Genomic DNA, 15151 nt, shown 5'->3' on the forward strand with positions numbered 1-15151 from the left:
AATTAAATAAAGTTAAATGGACAATACTTAATTTAAAAAATAATTTGTTTTATAAAAGCAGGTGTTATTGCAATCCTGCTTTTATTTTTTTAGTCCTTATTCTTAAATAGAGTAAGATTTAACAATAAAAAAATATTGACAAACAAAATATTAATGTATATACTGTATATATAATATATACACAATATATACTGTATATACACTCGAGATGATTACCATCAAAATTCTAGATATTGATATTTCATGAAATGGGGTAAGTAAATGAAAATAATTATTTCAAATTCTTCTAATCAACCAATATATGAGCAGATAGTTGATCAGATTAAAGGGCTTATATTAAAAAATGATTTAGAAGAAGGAGATGGGTTACCATCTATAAGAAATCTTGCAAAAGAGTTGCAAATAAGTGTTATTACTACAAAAAGAGCATACGAAATATTAGAAAGAGAAGGTTTTATAGAAACAGTTAGAGGAAAAGGATCATTTGTTGCTGCTCAAAATAAAGAACTATTGAAAGAAAAAAAGATGAAAGTAATAGAGGATAAGCTGGTTGAGGTTGTAAATGAAGGCAAAATGTTAGGTCTTAGCTTAGAAGAATTACTGGAAATGTTAAGTGTTCTATATGAAGAAGATTAAAGAAGTTGGAGGTAATTAGTATGAACAATAATATATTAGAAGTTAAAAATTTAACAAAAGAATATGATAAGTTTACATTGAAAAATATTAATTTTTCATTAGAAAAAGGCTATATAATGGGTTTTATTGGTCCAAATGGTGCTGGGAAAAGTACAACTATAAAGCTTATTATGAATCTAGTTAGAAGAAATAGCGGACAGGTGAAGATATTTGGACTTGATAATATCAAGTATGAGAGAGAAGTGAAGAATAGGATAGGGTTTGTTTATGATGAAAATCATTATTATGAAGAATTATCTGTAAATCAAATGAAAAAAATAATTGCTCCATTTTATGATAGATGGGATGAGAAAATTTTTCAAAAATATATTAAAGAATTCGATTTAAATCCTAAGAAAAAAATAAAACAACTTTCAAAGGGTATGAAGATGAAATTTTCACTAGCTATTGCTTTATCACATAATGCTGAATTAATAATTATGGATGAACCGACATCAGGATTAGATCCAGTTTTTAGAAGTGAAATATTAGACATATTATATAATTTGATACAAGATGAAAACAAGGGTATATTCTTTTCTACACATATCACTACTGATTTAGATAAAATAGCAGATTACATAACTTTTATTAATAATGGAGAAATTGTATTTTCTAAAGCTAAAGATGATTTATTAGATAAATACGCTGTGGTAAAAGGTGGGTTAGAAATTTTAAATGATGAAACTAAAAAGAATTTCATAGGATTTAGGAAGAATTCATTTGGATTTGAAGCATTAACAGATGATGTGGCAAAAGTACAAAGGTTACATAAAGATGATGTAATATTGGAAAAAGCGACTTTAGAGGATATAATGGTTTATACAGTTAGGGGGTAATATTTATGATTAATTTATTAAAGAAAGATTTAAGAGTTACATTTACTAAATTGAATATAGGAATAATTGCTTTCTTATTTATATTTATGGGATACATATTTATAGATTCTAATGACAATAGCCAAAATATAGCAGTTATATCATTCATTATTGCATCTGTATTTACATCAACTTCGTTTGCATATGAAGAAAAAAGTAATACTGATCTTATAATAAATTCTCTGCCTGTAACTAGAACAGATATTGTAAAAGCAAAATATGTGGGTATTTTATTTTTTACTGTATTAGCATTAATGTTTACATTGCTATTGACAACTGTTGCAAATTTAACAGGATTGATGATTAATGATATTTATAAAATAGATTTAGTTTCATTATTGTTAGTTTGTGTTCTTACTATAATTTTGAATTGTATATTATATCCTATATTTTTCAAAATGGGATACAGAAAAGCTAAAATTATTTGGATTATTATATATATGCTATTTTTTACGATAATAAATTTAAGTGTTGGATTACAATGCAAAATTTCTGAATTTGTTAGTAATAATAGTATCCAAATTTATGGAATAACAGCTTTGATTGTATTTATAATATATATTTTATCCTATAAAATTTCATATAAATTATATAATTATAAAGACCTATAAAATAAAAAAGGGTTGGTGTAGATGTTAAAGTTAGTAGTAAAAGATTTATATTTATTAAGAAAATCAAATATTTATATAATATTATATTCATTATTTATGTCAATAATAGGTATGTTTCAAAATGATGTAGCATATTTTTTATTTCCTATGTGTATATTTATGATGGTATATGTAACATCATTTTATATTAATTCCTATGATGACAAAAATGATTCTGAAGTATATTTTGTTAGTTTACCTATAAATAAAAAGGATATAGTAAGAGCTAAATATTTAAGTTTGATATTATATATAATTTTGTTTGGTATATCAACAATAATATTTACTAATGCAATAAAAGCTTTAGATAGTTATTTGGTTTTAAATATTTTGAATGGAAAGCCTGCAAACATATGGAATATAATTGGTGCTTTAATTAGTATATTGTTTTTCTATTCTTTTTACTATCCGTTTTACTTTAAATTTGGAGGTAACAAGTTAAGAATGGCTAACTCATTAATATTTATGATAATTGTACTATTACCAGCAGCTTTGTCAAAGCTAAGTGGAGGTATTACGGATAATGTTGTTTTTAAATGGGTAACTAGTTTAAAATATGAGCAAGGTCTGTTGTTATTTTCAGGAGTATTTTTAGCATTATATATTGTATCAATGCTTTTATCTCAGTGTTTATATTACAGAAGAGACATTTAAGCCTACTATTGTGGGCTTTTTATAATATTGCTAATAGTACAGATGCAATACGATTTTAAACATTTTTTTATGATATAATATAACAAGGCGCAAGATGTCCCACACCTCTATAGGTGGCGGGTACCGATTAGATTTAATAGGCGGTGTGCATAACTTGCGCCTCGTTGAAACGATGTGTTACAATTACTACGTAATTACGTCCGTTGTTATAATAATGAAAAAAAGGAAGGTAACTAGGAGGAATTTATGATATATATTACTGCTGCAATGTACTATGAATTAAAACCATTTATAGATAAGTTGAACTTAAAAAGAGATCTTAGTGTTAATAGATTTCAAATATTTAGAAATGAAGAAGTGACCTGCGTAGTTAGTGGAGTTGGAAAGCTTTCAGCGGCTATTGCTACTACATTTTTGTTATCAAGATATGAAATAAATGAGTATGACATATTTGTAAACATAGGGGTATGCGGTTGTGCTAATGAAGCTTTGGATAGTGGAGATATAGTTTTATGTAACAAAATAATTGATAATGACAATCAAAACACATATTTTCCTGATATGATGTTTAAACATGATTTTTTAGAAGGGACACTTGAGACATTTTCGAAGGTTGTAACAAAAGACTATTTAGGCATCACAAAAGGAGATATTGTAGATATGGAAGGTGTAGGAGCTTATAAAGCTGCATCTTTATTTATGCATACACATCAGATTATAATTTTAAAGATTGTTTCTGATAAATTAGCTGATTTAGATTTAAATACAAAGGACATTGAGCTTTTGATAAGTAAAAAGGTTGATGTTATTAATAATTGGATAAAAACTATTCATGAAGTTACATTAGAGAATGATGGTGTGTTATCTGACGAGGATGAATATTACATAGAGAAAATTAATGACAATTTAAAGTTGACAGAATATATGAAAAACTTATTATTACAATTAAGCAAAAATTATAAGCTGTATCATAGTAATTTAGATTTGTTAAGAGAATATTCGCAGGTGATTTGTAATAATAAGAATGAAGGGAAGATTAATTTTGCGAAACTTAAAGATAGACTTATGGAGTTCTAAATTTTCACATATATACATTGAAGAAGAGGCTTATAATTATGATTTAACTAAAGATATTTTAAAAAGATTTAGGGAATCTGATGTAATAAACATTAAACATTATAAGGATGTATTTAATAGAAGTCATCAAAGTTACTCTATTCAGAAAAAAAGTCCTAAATTGATTTTAGCTGTAAAGAAAGATAAATTTTTATATAATGGCTCAAATATGTGTGAAAGCTTTGGAAGAAAAAATTTTTACTATACATCAACTATTATGAATTGTATATATGATTGTGAATATTGCTATCTACAAGGAATGTATACTTCTTCAAATATAGTTATTTTTGTTAATATTGAAGATGTTTTCAAGGAAATAACACAGCTTCTACAAGAAAAATCAATATATTTATGCATATCTTATGAAACTGATTTGTTAGCCCTTGATGGCATAACAGGTTATTTTAAGAAATGGATGGAGTTTGCCAAAGCAAATAGTAATCTAGAGTTAGAAGTCAGGACAAAGAGTGCTAATATAAGTTCTATTCAAAAAGTTGATGCTTTGAGTAATGTAATACTAGCATGGACGCTCTCTCCTCAATCAATAATAGAAAGCTATGAACTAAGGACTCCATCACTAAAGACAAGACTTAAAGCAATAGATACTGCAATCAAGAGAGGATGGAAGGTTAGATTATGTTTTGATCCTTTGATTTATGTTAAAAATTGGGACATGAAATACACAAAGATGATAGATGAAGTTTTTAGTTCTATAAATAGTGAATTAGTGTATGATATAGAAATAGGCTTGTTTAGAATTTCTAAAGAATTTCTTAAAAGATTTAGAAAACTAAAAGATAATAGTGAGATATTTTCATACCCTTACGATTGTAGCAAAGGTATATGTACATATTCACCAGAACATACAAAAAAACTCTTGGAACTTGTATATAATAATGTAAGGATATATATTGATGAGAATAGGGTATATGTTAAGGAGTGGTAAAATGAATACAGCAATAGTGACAGGTGCATCATCAGGAATAGGACTTTCAATAGCTGTTAAATTAATAGATTTAGGATATAAAGTATATGGTATAGCAAGAGATTTTAGTAAGATTGACTATGAAAATAGTAATTTTATAAAAGTATGTTGTGATATAACTGATACACCAAATTTGACAAAAGAAATAAAAAGAATTAGAAAAGAAGAGGATATATATATACTTGTTAATAATGCCGGTATAGGTTATTTTGGTATGCATGAGGAAATAAACCCTGCTAAGCTTTCTAAGATGGTTGCTACGAATTTTCAAGCACCTTTAGTTATAACTCATCTTTTACTTAGAAGTATAAAAAAATCGCAAGGATATATAATAAATATATCATCTATAACAGCAACTAAACCTAGTAGATTTGGTTGTGCTTATGCAGCTACAAAAGCAGGAATAAGTCATTTCTCTATTAGTTTATACGAAGAAGTTAGAAAATATGGAGTAAAAGTTGTTACTATTCAGCCAGATATGACTAAAACTAATTTTTACGATAATAGTAATTTTAGAGAAGGAGATGACGAGGAGAGTTACATAACACCTGATTGTGTTGCTAAAGCTGTTGAAACTATCTTAACACAAAGAGATGGTACAATAATCACTAATATAACAATACAGCCGCAAAAGCACATGATTAAGAGGAAATAAAGCTCTCTAAGGCATAACTGTTCTTGCTTAAAAAATTTAGCAGGGAGGTATATTATGCAGTTAACGCAAAGAGATATTGTAATCAAAAAGCTTCTTGATGCACAAGAAATGGTTAGAGATTATGAACAGTTTTCAAAGGAGATAAAAGATGAGGAAATAGCAAATACGTTCAAGAGTTTTGCAGAGGAAAGCGGTATGCAAGCTCAAAAGCTTCAAGGGATGTTAGATAGGATATAGTATTGTTTAAAAACGAGGCTACTCAAAAATGTTGTTTTGAGTCAGCCTCGTTTTGTTGTTAATAGTACCTTACTTAAAGCGTATCGTATTTTCTACCTATTTTTTCACCCATATAAACTTGTGTCTCTATACCTTCTAGGGAATTTTTTATTATGTCATCATCTATTTTAACTGTATTTTCTTTTAGTAATAAAATTACTGTAGAACCACCAAATTTAAAATATCCTTTTTCATCACCTCTATTAATTTTTGTATGAGGTTTATATGTCTGTATAATAGTACCTACACAAGTTGCTCCGACTTCTATGATGCTTATATTTCCAAAATTATCTGATTTAAGGGTAGCTATATGTCGTTTATTTCTACAATAAACTTTTGGAACATTTGATAAAATAATAGGATTAACTGAAAAATATTCACCTTTGATTTTATTTACATCGCCAATTTCCCCGCTATCAGGAAAATGAAAACGATGATAGTCTGTCGGACAAAGCCTAAATATTAGACAACAGCCATTGTTGTAATTTTTAGCTTGATCTTTATCATCTAACAATTCTGATAAACTATAATAAGACCCTTTTACTTGTATCATATTGTCTGTATTAATATTTTCATATGCCATCAGTTTACTATCCGCTGGTGAAATTAATACACTATTATCAAATATTATTTCTCTGCTTTCTTTTTTTAGTTTTCTAGTAAAAAAATCGTTAAAGTTAGTATAATCACTTATATTTTCTCTTTGAGCTTCTGACATATCAATGTTAAAATTGTTCACAAAGTCTTTGATTTTACTTTTACTAAGATTTGTGTCTTGAAATTTTCCATATAATATAGAAAACAATTTCTTTTTAACAATATATTTCAATGTAAGCTTTCCAGAGTAAGATTCAGTTAACCACTTTAGATATTTGATACCTGCTATGTTTTCTTCATGTATTGTATCATTGTTTCTATTCTTATAATAAATAGTCATACTATCATCCTTTTTTATAATATTTCTTTAAGCTTTAATTCAGCTAAGGCAATGCATTCATCAAGTTTACTTACATCAGTACCCCCACCTTGTGCAATAGTATCGTTACCTCCGCCTTTTCCATTGATCAATCCAACTATACTGTTGAATACATTCTTTGCATTTATTGATACATTTTTAGATTTACCTATAATTAATTGGCATTTATCAGGGGATTTTATAGCAAATATTATAACATAGTTTTCGTTATTATTAATAATATCTGAGCTTATTTTTCTTAAAGTATTAAAATCCATTTCTGTATAGTCGAAGATATGTTTTACTATTTTAATATCATTATGCTTTTGGTAAGATTTTAATAAATACTCCTTTTTATATTCTGCAAGTTCCTTTTTTAATGAAGTTATTTCTTTAGAAGCAGTATTAAGTGATGACAGAAGCTTTTCAACTCCCTGTTGACATTCTGTATCTTTTACAGACAAAATAGAAGAAATATTGTTTGTTTGATGGTTTTTTTGGCCGTAATCAAGTAATGCTCTATGTCCGCATACAAATTCAATTCTTGTATTGCCTTTATAATTTTCCCATTTTCTGATTTTTATAATTCCAATCTCCCCGGTATTTCTAACATGAGTTCCTGCGCATGGAGTACAATCAACACCATCTATTTCAATAATTCTGATGTTTTTATCAACAATAGGTTTTTTTCTTATAGGTATGTTTTTGAGCTCATCTTTTTGAACTATATAATTTTTTACTTGAATGTTAGAATATATTATTTCATTAGCTAGTTGTTCAATTTTAAATACTGCATCTTCAGTTAGATTATGCATAGATATATCTATATATGAATAGTTATTGCCTAAATGGAAACCTATATTATTTTCATTAAATAATTTTTTGAAGCATGCAGATAATATATGTTCTCCCGTATGCTGCTGCATATGGTCAAATCTAGTATGCCAATCAATAGATAGATTTACTTTTTTGTTATAAATTTTATTCTCTAAGACATGAATGATTTTATCACCTTGTTTAATAACATCTAAAACTTTTACACCGTCAATAGTACCTATATCTCTAGGTTGTCCGCCGCACATATGTGGGTAAAAAATTGTTTTATCAAGCTGAACCATGTATTTACCATTTTCAAATTTTGCATCAACAATAGTAGCGTTGATTTGTTTTAAGTATGGATTGTCCAGATATATTTTTACTGTCATAAAAAAACCTCCTTTAACGCTTGGTATTCATATGATTTTGAATAATCAGCGTTTAATTATATGCTAAACACATAATATTTAATATCTGTCCTTTAATTCATTTATATTTTCATTGAAGTTTTCCATATATTTCTTAGACTCCTTTAGTAATTCTTCAGCATAATATATGGTATCTGTATCATTATTAGATAATCCATCTCTAAGTGTAATAAAAACCTCTAGTTGTTTTTTTGCACCAGTAACAAGTATTTTATGAACTTTATTTACTTCTTTAGCTTCAGATGAAATACCTTCTAATTTAGTAACAAATTTTTCATATTGTGGAATTATTTTTTCATCTAATGAATCTTGCATTTTTTTTGCATTTAAATCCTTTGTCTGTAATAGATTTTCATAGATAATTAAAACTTCATTTTGCATACCTATGAGAGGTTTTAAATCTGTATTTAAATATTTATCGAAAGCTTTTTTTGTATTATCATAACAACCTGATAACATTGTTATAGTTAGTATAACAAGTAATAAACTAATTTTTTTATTCATATGTTCACCTCTTTACAATAGTTTTTTAAATATATATATTTATGTAGATGCTAAGAATATATATATGTATTTTAGCATTTAATGAGGCTCTTTTAAAGTAAAATTAAGTATTAGTAGTTGTATAGGTATATTCTTGATAAAATAAAAAAAATAACATACTATAAATATAAGGTTATAAATAAATTAGTAATAAGGGGTGAATGTTTTGAGAAAATTTGAATATAAGATAGAGAATTTAAGAACATATGGAATGGTTTCCATGGTTCTTACCAAAGAACATGAGGAAAAGCTTAATCAATTAGGTAAAGAAGGCTGGGAGCTTGTAGGTATAAATGGAAATACAAAAGGTAGAAGTATAGTAGCTATATTTAAAAGAGAGAAAGAATAATCTAATAGTAGGTATATAAAACACTAGTAATATATAAATTCATAATGATTCTAGATGTATTTTGACAATGTACCCATACAAATGAAAAAAACATTAAAATTTGTATCGAATTTATTTCTAGATATATAGTATTGTAGTATAATACTAATATAATTTAACGATACAATTTTAAGGAGTGGTTGATTCAATGACAAGAGAAAAAATTAGATTTATTGTATTTGGTGGATTGTTTATAACATTAGTTTTTGTTACAACAGCAATTGTACCGCATATTCCAGTTCCATTTACAGAGGGATATATACATACTGGAGATAGTATGATTTTTATTGCTGCAGTATTATTTGGCTGGAAATATGGTGCTATAGCAGGAGGACTTGGTTCGGCTCTTGCAGATTTATATTTAGAATATGCACATTGGGCTTTGCCTACGTTAATAATAAAAGGTTTAATGGGAGTTATTGTTGGTATTATAGCCCATAATTCACATAAAAGAAGTAAAGGTGTTAGTGTTGGAATTAGTTCTGCGGTATTAGGAATATGGATTATATTAGCTTTTTGGTTAAAAAATCTACTATCAACTATACTTCAAAATCCTGATGTAACAACGTTTCTTATACAGAAATTTGAATTAACAGATGTCAATGAATTATCAAATATGATTTCAAGAGTACAATTAGTTCTTACAGTAGCTGCAATATTGATACCTTTGATTATAATAATAGTTTCAAAGATAGCAAATAAAAATAGTAAATATTTAAATGCAAATAATATGCTGGGCATGATGTTAGCAGGTGTTTGGATGGTAATAGGGTATTATTTTGCAGGAGGTATATTAAAGGGTAATATGATTGTACCGATATTTAGTATTCCTGCAAATATACTTCAATTTGTAGGCGGAGGGGTAATCGCTTACTTTATAATTTCTGCTCTTGATAAAACTAAATTTATTAATAAATTATCACAAAAAAACTAAGCTAATAAAGGCTTAGTTTTTTTATGTTTAAAAACATTTGATTTAATAACATTAAGTGTTATATTATAAGGTATATATAAAATACTAATAAGTATGATACAAAGCAATACTAAGGGAGTGGTTAGATTTGAAACTTACAGTTTTAGGTAATAATGGACCATATCCAAGAGCTGGAGGTGCATGTTCAGGATACCTTATTGAAACTGACGATACTAAAATATTATTAGATTGTGGAAATGGAGTTTTGTCTAGATTACAAAAGATTTGCAAAATTGACGAATTAGATGCTATAATTATTTCTCATTTACATAGTGACCATATTAGTGATATTTTTATATTGAAATATGCTATAGGATTAAATTTAGAAAAGATGCAAAAGGCACCTATACCATTATATATGCCAATGGATAATGAATGTTTTATACAACAAATGAATTATAATAATGCGTTTAATATTATTCAGATAGATGAAGAGACAACTATCGATATAAATAATTTAGAAATTTCATTTAAGAAAATGACACATCCTGTAGAAAGTTATGCAATAAAAATTTTAACTAATAATAGAAGTTTTGTATATTCTGGAGATACTTCATATAATGATCAATTACCTGAATTTATAAAGAATATAGATTTCTTTTTGTGTGAAGCGTCAGTTTTAGAAAAAGATAGAAAGATTGATACACCACATTTATCAGTAAAACAAGCTGCTCAAATGGCTCAGAATTCAATTGTAAAAAGATTGCTTTTAACACACTTTTGGCCAGAGTATAAGTTAGAAGACATAATGGCTGAAGCAAGTACAGAATATAATTCTATATTGCAGCTTAGTGAAGAAATGAGAGCGTATTATATTTAAATTTTGTTTATGTTTCTTTTCTATAATAAATATACATAATAAGATTAAGAATATTTAATAAAAGAAGAATGAAATAAAATTTTTTTATTTGTATAAATATAACATAAATGGCACAAGTAAAGTAGGTTATTTTCTTACGATGTGTATATAATAAGTTATGCTATTTATTGTGAAAAATAATTTTGTATAAATATACGGTTATTTCATATTTACACATTAATACTTATCTTGACATAACATTAAGCAGTTAATATAATCAAAAAAAAGACTATACTTTACATATACATAATTATAATTATATATAGGAGGTTGGTGCCTTGACTTGTTATAATAAAACCGGTTTAAATGTTAGATCTGAAATAGGCAAATTAAGAACAGTACTCCTTCACAGACCAGGTCGAGAAATCGAAAATATAACACCTGATTTAATGGAAAGACTTTTGTTTGATGATATTCCATTTTTAGAAGTTGCTGCTAGGGAACATGACGCATTTGCAGATGTTTTGCGTAATAATGGTGTAGAAGTTTTATATCTTGAAAAATTAGCAGCTGAAGCTATATCAGATAAATTAATAAGAGATAAGTTTGTTGACGAATTTTTAAATGAAGCAAAAATAAGAGGATTAGGTGTAAAACAGCAGTTAAAAATATATCTAGAGCAATTAGATAATCAAGCTTTAATAGATAAGCTGATGGCTGGTATAAGAACTAAAGAACTTAAATCACATAAAATTATTTCATTAGCTGAAATGGTTAAGTCAAATTATCCATTTGTAATAGATCCAATGCCAAATTTATATTTTACTAGAGACCCATTTGCTACAATAGGTTCAGGTATTACATTAAACCACATGAGAACAGAAACAAGAAATAGAGAAACAATTTTTGCAAAATATATATTTGAATATCATCCAAGATTTAAAGACTGTAATATTCCAATATGGTTTAATAGAAATGAAGAATTATCATTAGAAGGTGGAGACGAACTTATATTAAATGACAAGGTACTAGCTATAGGCATATCGCAAAGAACGGATGCAGGAGCTATAGAAAAATTTGCTAGAAATTTATTTAGTAGTGAAGAAGGCTTTGATACAATACTTGCTTTTGATATACCTAAAAAGAGAGCGTTTATGCATCTTGATACAGTATTTACGATGATTGATTATGATAAATTCACTATACATCCGGGTATAGAAGGCCCATTAACTGTATTTTCTATAACAAAGGATGCTAATAATATAAATGGTTTTAAAATAGTTAAAGAAGAAGCTGAATTAAATGAGATATTGAAAAAATATCTGAACTTAGATTCAGTTACTTTAATAAGGTGTGCTGGTGGAGATCCGATAGATTCAGCTAGAGAGCAATGGAATGACGGTTCTAATACACTAGCTATTTCGCCTGGAGAAGTTGTAGTATATTCTAGAAATCATGTAACAAACAAACTTTTACAAGAGCATGGAATTAAAACTCATATTATACCTAGTTCAGAATTATCAAGAGGTAGAGGTGGTCCTAGATGTATGAGTATGCCTTTAATTAGAGATGATTTAAAATAAATAAAAATAAATTTATAAGACTATTAAGGAGGAATATAAAATGCCAGTTAATTTAAGAGGAAGAAGTTTTTTGACATTATTAGATTATTCAACAAAGGAAATAAATTTTTTATTAGACCTAGCTAGAGATTTAAAAAGAGCAAAATATACTGGAAATGAACAAAAGACAATGGAAGGTAAGAACGTTGCATTAATATTTGAAAAAGCATCTACTAGAACTAGATGTGCATTTGAAGTAGGAGCTATGGATCAAGGTGCTGGAGTTACATACTTAGGACCTACTGGTAGTCAAATGGGCAAAAAAGAGTCGATAGCTGATACTGCAAGAGTTTTAGGAAGAATGTATGATGGTATTGAGTATAGAGGTTTCTCTCAAGAAAAAGTAGAAGCATTAGCTAAATACTCAGGAGTACCTGTATGGAATGGATTAACTGATGAATTTCATCCAACTCAAATATTAGCAGACTTTTTAACAGTAATAGAGCATAAAGGGCATTTAAAAGGAATTAAATTTGCTTATCTTGGAGATGGCAGAAATAATATGGGTAACTCATTAATGGTTGGAGCAGCTAAAATGGGTATGGATTTCAGAATAGTATCTCCAAAAGAGTTATTCCCAGAAGAAGAATTAGTAGCTAAAGCTAGAGAAATAGCTAAAGAAACAGGAGCTAAAATTACTTTGACAGATTCTGTTGAAGAAGGAACAAAAGGTGTAGATGTATTATACACTGATGTTTGGGTATCAATGGGAGAACCAGAAGAAGTTTGGGCAAAGAGAATTGAAATGCTTAAACCATACCAAATAAATATGGATATGATTAATAATGCTGATGATGAAGTTATTTTCATGCATTGTTTGCCAGCATTCCATGATTTAAATACTACAATTGGAAAAGAAATATATGAAAAATACAATTTGGAATCAATGGAAGTGACTGATGAAGTATTTGAAAGTAAGTATTCAGTAGTATTTGATGAAGCAGAAAACAGAATGCATACTATTAAGGCAGTTATGGTTGCAACGTTAGGAAAATAATACTAATTTAAACATAAAAGTTAAAAATCAATCTTTAAAAATTAAAAATTTTGGACAAGTATGTCTTAACATAGTATTTTTTAATAGTACTATGTTAAGACAATAATAACTTTAAGCCATAGTTTGGGAGGGATTATCTTGAAAAAAGTTGTTGTTGCATTAGGTGGGAATGCCCTTCAAGAGAGTGGAAAACCTGCTACAGCTAACTCACAGCTAAATGTTATTAAAAAAACAGTGGTTTATTTAGCTGATTTGATAGAAGAAGGTTATGAACTTATAATTGCTCATGGTAATGGTCCGCAGGTTGGGAGAATAGTACTTCAAAATGAGGCAGCTAATGATGTAACTCCTGCAATGCCTTTTGATATATGTGGAGCTATGAGTCAAGGAATGATAGGTTATCATATACAACAATCTTTAGGTGATGAATTAAAAAGAAGAGGTAATCATGCAGCAGTAGCAACAGTAGTTACACAAGTAGTAGTAGATAAAGGAGATAAAGCTTTTGAAAATCCAACAAAACCTATAGGTCCTTTTTATAGCAAGGAAGAAGCTGAGAGAATAGTAAAAGAAAAAGGCTATAATATCGTTGAAGATTCAGGTAGAGGCTATAGAAGAGTAGTTGCGTCTCCTATGCCAAAGAGAATAGTTGAAATAGATACTGTTAAAGCATTAATACAGGCAGGTCAAGTAGTAATTACAGTTGGTGGTGGTGGAATTCCAGTAATAGAGACAGACAAAGGATTGGAAGGAACAGCAGCTGTAATAGATAAAGATTTAGCATCTGAGAGATTAGCAGAAGATTTAGATGCTGATATGTTAGTTATATTAACAGCAGTAGATAGAGTTTCTATTAATTTTGGAAAACCAGATCAAAAAGATTTAGCGAGAATGAGTGTAGAAGAAGCAAAACAATACATCCAAGAAGGTCATTTTGCACCTGGTAGCATGTTACCAAAGGTTAAAGCTACTATAATGTTTGCTGAGTCAAAGGCTGGCAGAAAATCAATAATAGCTTCACTAGATAAAGCTAAAGATGCATTGAAGGGGTTAAGTGGTACAATAATTGAAATGTGATGGATTGTCCAAAATGGCAAATTTCTGCGTTATTGAAATATTTCATGACTAATCGTGAGTAGAGAACAGAAATCTGTGATTTCTTGTGAATCACTTACTCCTAGGAACGAAGTGAGTAGTGAGCTACATCATAGTACGCTCATATCCGTGAAAATTTCAATGCCTTGAACTTTACTCATTTTGGAACAATCCAAGTGGAATATACCAAAATGACAAATTTCTGCGTTATTGAAATGTTTCACGACTAATCGTGAGTAGAGAACAGAAATCTGTGATTTCTTGTGAATCACTTACTCCTAGGAACGAAGTGAGTAGTGAGCTACATCATAGTACGCTCATATCCGTGAAAATTTCAATGCCTTGAACTTTACTCATTTTGGAACAATCCAAGTGGAATATGCCAAAATGGCAAATTTCTGCGTTATTGAAATGTTTCATGACTAATCATGAGTAGAGAACAGAAATCTATGATTTCTTGTGAATCACTTACTCCTAGGAACGAAGTGAGTAGTGAGCTACATCATAGTACGCTCATATCTATAAGCAGAGAACCTAAATCTTTGATTTAGTGTGAATCGCTTACTCAGAGGAAGAATGAGTCTGAGTTTCATTTAATATAAAAATGCCTTGAACTTTACTCATTTTGAAAAAAACAAAGGGGCTA

At 28.2% G+C, this 15151-nt stretch carries 17 protein-coding genes; 14 read left to right on the forward strand and 3 right to left on the reverse strand.

Translation table 11 applies throughout. The annotated features are described in order from the left end of the window. The first annotated feature begins 261 nt into the window (after positions 1-261). The 8 genes from AYC61_RS00525 to AYC61_RS00560 all read left to right on the forward strand — a co-directional run bounded on the left by AYC61_RS00525 (position 262) and on the right by AYC61_RS00560 (position 5850). The gene (locus AYC61_RS00525) at positions 262-636 is read left to right on the forward strand and encodes a GntR family transcriptional regulator (RefSeq protein WP_066495208.1); all 375 of its coding nucleotides are present in this window, start codon (positions 262-264) and stop codon (positions 634-636) included. 20 nt (positions 637-656) lie between these two features. Further along, a complete protein-coding gene (locus tag AYC61_RS00530; RefSeq protein WP_066495211.1) occupies positions 657-1514 on the forward strand; it encodes an ABC transporter ATP-binding protein in 858 nt (285 codons plus the stop codon). 5 nt (positions 1515-1519) lie between these two features. Next, on the forward strand, positions 1520-2164 hold the full coding sequence (locus tag AYC61_RS00535) for an ABC-2 transporter permease (RefSeq protein ID WP_066495215.1): 645 nt from the start codon (positions 1520-1522) through the stop codon (positions 2162-2164). A gap of 21 nt (positions 2165-2185) precedes the next feature. Further along, positions 2186-2857, forward strand: coding sequence for an ABC-2 transporter permease (locus AYC61_RS00540; RefSeq protein WP_066495218.1), 672 nt, complete (start codon positions 2186-2188; stop codon positions 2855-2857). A gap of 246 nt (positions 2858-3103) precedes the next feature. After that, the gene (locus tag AYC61_RS00545; RefSeq protein WP_066495220.1) at positions 3104-3934 is read left to right on the forward strand and encodes a 5'-methylthioadenosine/S-adenosylhomocysteine nucleosidase family protein; all 831 of its coding nucleotides are present in this window, start codon (positions 3104-3106) and stop codon (positions 3932-3934) included. After that, entirely contained in the window at positions 3882-4919 is a 1038-nt protein-coding gene (locus AYC61_RS00550; protein WP_242866717.1) for an SPL family radical SAM protein, read from the forward strand. Before AYC61_RS00545 ends, AYC61_RS00550 begins: the two co-directional genes overlap by 53 nt. Before the next feature lies 1 nt (position 4920). After that, positions 4921-5613, forward strand: a complete 693-nt coding sequence (locus tag AYC61_RS00555) for an SDR family NAD(P)-dependent oxidoreductase (RefSeq protein ID WP_066495227.1) — start codon at positions 4921-4923, stop codon at positions 5611-5613. Between the two features lie 54 nt (positions 5614-5667). After that, the gene (locus AYC61_RS00560) at positions 5668-5850 is read left to right on the forward strand and encodes a hypothetical protein (RefSeq protein ID WP_066495230.1); all 183 of its coding nucleotides are present in this window, start codon (positions 5668-5670) and stop codon (positions 5848-5850) included. A gap of 73 nt (positions 5851-5923) precedes the next feature. Here the strand turns inward: AYC61_RS00560 and AYC61_RS00565 are convergent, their stop codons facing one another. From AYC61_RS00565 to AYC61_RS00575, 3 genes are all read right to left on the reverse strand, one after another. Next, complete coding sequence (locus AYC61_RS00565; protein WP_066495238.1) at positions 5924-6826, reverse strand: phosphatidylserine decarboxylase; 903 nt, start codon at positions 6824-6826, stop codon at positions 5924-5926. Between the two features lie 14 nt (positions 6827-6840). Then, positions 6841-8049 (reverse strand): alanyl-tRNA editing protein, encoded by a 1209-nt coding sequence (locus tag AYC61_RS00570; RefSeq protein ID WP_066495239.1) that lies wholly within the window; start codon positions 8047-8049, stop codon positions 6841-6843. Positions 8050-8127: 78 nt separating this feature from the next. Then, positions 8128-8592 (reverse strand): hypothetical protein, encoded by a 465-nt coding sequence (locus AYC61_RS00575; RefSeq protein ID WP_066495240.1) that lies wholly within the window; start codon positions 8590-8592, stop codon positions 8128-8130. A gap of 205 nt (positions 8593-8797) precedes the next feature. Here AYC61_RS00575 and AYC61_RS00580 point away from each other — a divergent pair, with 205 nt between their 5' ends. The 6 genes from AYC61_RS00580 (at position 8798) to arcC (ending at position 14487) form a co-directional block, all read left to right on the forward strand. Continuing rightward, positions 8798-8980 carry a DUF4177 domain-containing protein gene (locus tag AYC61_RS00580; RefSeq protein WP_066495241.1) on the forward strand — a complete coding sequence of 61 codons (183 nt, stop codon included), beginning with the start codon at positions 8798-8800 and terminating at the stop codon, positions 8978-8980. 187 nt (positions 8981-9167) lie between these two features. Next, positions 9168-9953, forward strand: a complete 786-nt coding sequence (locus tag AYC61_RS00585) for an ECF transporter S component (protein ID WP_066495250.1) — start codon at positions 9168-9170, stop codon at positions 9951-9953. 127 nt (positions 9954-10080) lie between these two features. Continuing rightward, on the forward strand, positions 10081-10812 hold the full coding sequence (locus AYC61_RS00590) for an MBL fold metallo-hydrolase (protein WP_066495253.1): 732 nt from the start codon (positions 10081-10083) through the stop codon (positions 10810-10812). A gap of 317 nt (positions 10813-11129) precedes the next feature. Next, on the forward strand, positions 11130-12374 hold the full coding sequence (gene arcA / locus AYC61_RS00595) for an arginine deiminase (protein ID WP_066495259.1): 1245 nt from the start codon (positions 11130-11132) through the stop codon (positions 12372-12374). A 40-nt stretch (positions 12375-12414) separates the two neighbouring features. After that, positions 12415-13410, forward strand: coding sequence for an ornithine carbamoyltransferase (gene argF / locus AYC61_RS00600; RefSeq protein ID WP_066495265.1), 996 nt, complete (start codon positions 12415-12417; stop codon positions 13408-13410). A gap of 138 nt (positions 13411-13548) precedes the next feature. Further along, entirely contained in the window at positions 13549-14487 is a 939-nt protein-coding gene (gene arcC, locus AYC61_RS00605; protein WP_202906774.1) for a carbamate kinase, read from the forward strand. The last annotated feature ends 664 nt before the right edge of the window (positions 14488-15151 follow it).

Origin of the sequence: Abyssisolibacter fermentans (genome assembly GCF_001559865.1) — a bacterium.
Taxonomy (GTDB): Bacteria; Bacillota; Clostridia; order Tissierellales; family MCWD3; genus Abyssisolibacter; species Abyssisolibacter fermentans.

What these genes read in the sequence shown, in the direction of transcription:
- AYC61_RS00570 (WP_066495239.1), bottom strand. Translation starts at nt 8,049, where the DNA reads ATGACAGTAAAAATATATCTGGACAATCCATACTTAAAACAAATCAAC.
- AYC61_RS00535 (WP_066495215.1), top strand. Translation starts at nt 1,520, where the DNA reads ATGATTAATTTATTAAAGAAAGATTTAAGAGTTACATTTACTAAATTG.
- AYC61_RS00560 (WP_066495230.1), top strand. Translation starts at nt 5,668, where the DNA reads ATGCAGTTAACGCAAAGAGATATTGTAATCAAAAAGCTTCTTGATGCA.
- AYC61_RS00550 (WP_242866717.1), top strand. Translation starts at nt 3,882, where the DNA reads ATGAAGGGAAGATTAATTTTGCGAAACTTAAAGATAGACTTATGGAGT.
- AYC61_RS00545 (WP_066495220.1), top strand. Translation starts at nt 3,104, where the DNA reads ATGATATATATTACTGCTGCAATGTACTATGAATTAAAACCATTTATA.
- AYC61_RS00540 (WP_066495218.1), top strand. Translation starts at nt 2,186, where the DNA reads ATGTTAAAGTTAGTAGTAAAAGATTTATATTTATTAAGAAAATCAAAT.
- AYC61_RS00575 (WP_066495240.1), bottom strand. Translation starts at nt 8,592, where the DNA reads ATGAATAAAAAAATTAGTTTATTACTTGTTATACTAACTATAACAATG.
- argF (WP_066495265.1), top strand. Translation starts at nt 12,415, where the DNA reads ATGCCAGTTAATTTAAGAGGAAGAAGTTTTTTGACATTATTAGATTAT.
- AYC61_RS00530 (WP_066495211.1), top strand. Translation starts at nt 657, where the DNA reads ATGAACAATAATATATTAGAAGTTAAAAATTTAACAAAAGAATATGAT.
- AYC61_RS00565 (WP_066495238.1), bottom strand. Translation starts at nt 6,826, where the DNA reads ATGACTATTTATTATAAGAATAGAAACAATGATACAATACATGAAGAA.
- AYC61_RS00555 (WP_066495227.1), top strand. Translation starts at nt 4,921, where the DNA reads ATGAATACAGCAATAGTGACAGGTGCATCATCAGGAATAGGACTTTCA.
- AYC61_RS00585 (WP_066495250.1), top strand. Translation starts at nt 9,168, where the DNA reads ATGACAAGAGAAAAAATTAGATTTATTGTATTTGGTGGATTGTTTATA.
- AYC61_RS00525 (WP_066495208.1), top strand. Translation starts at nt 262, where the DNA reads ATGAAAATAATTATTTCAAATTCTTCTAATCAACCAATATATGAGCAG.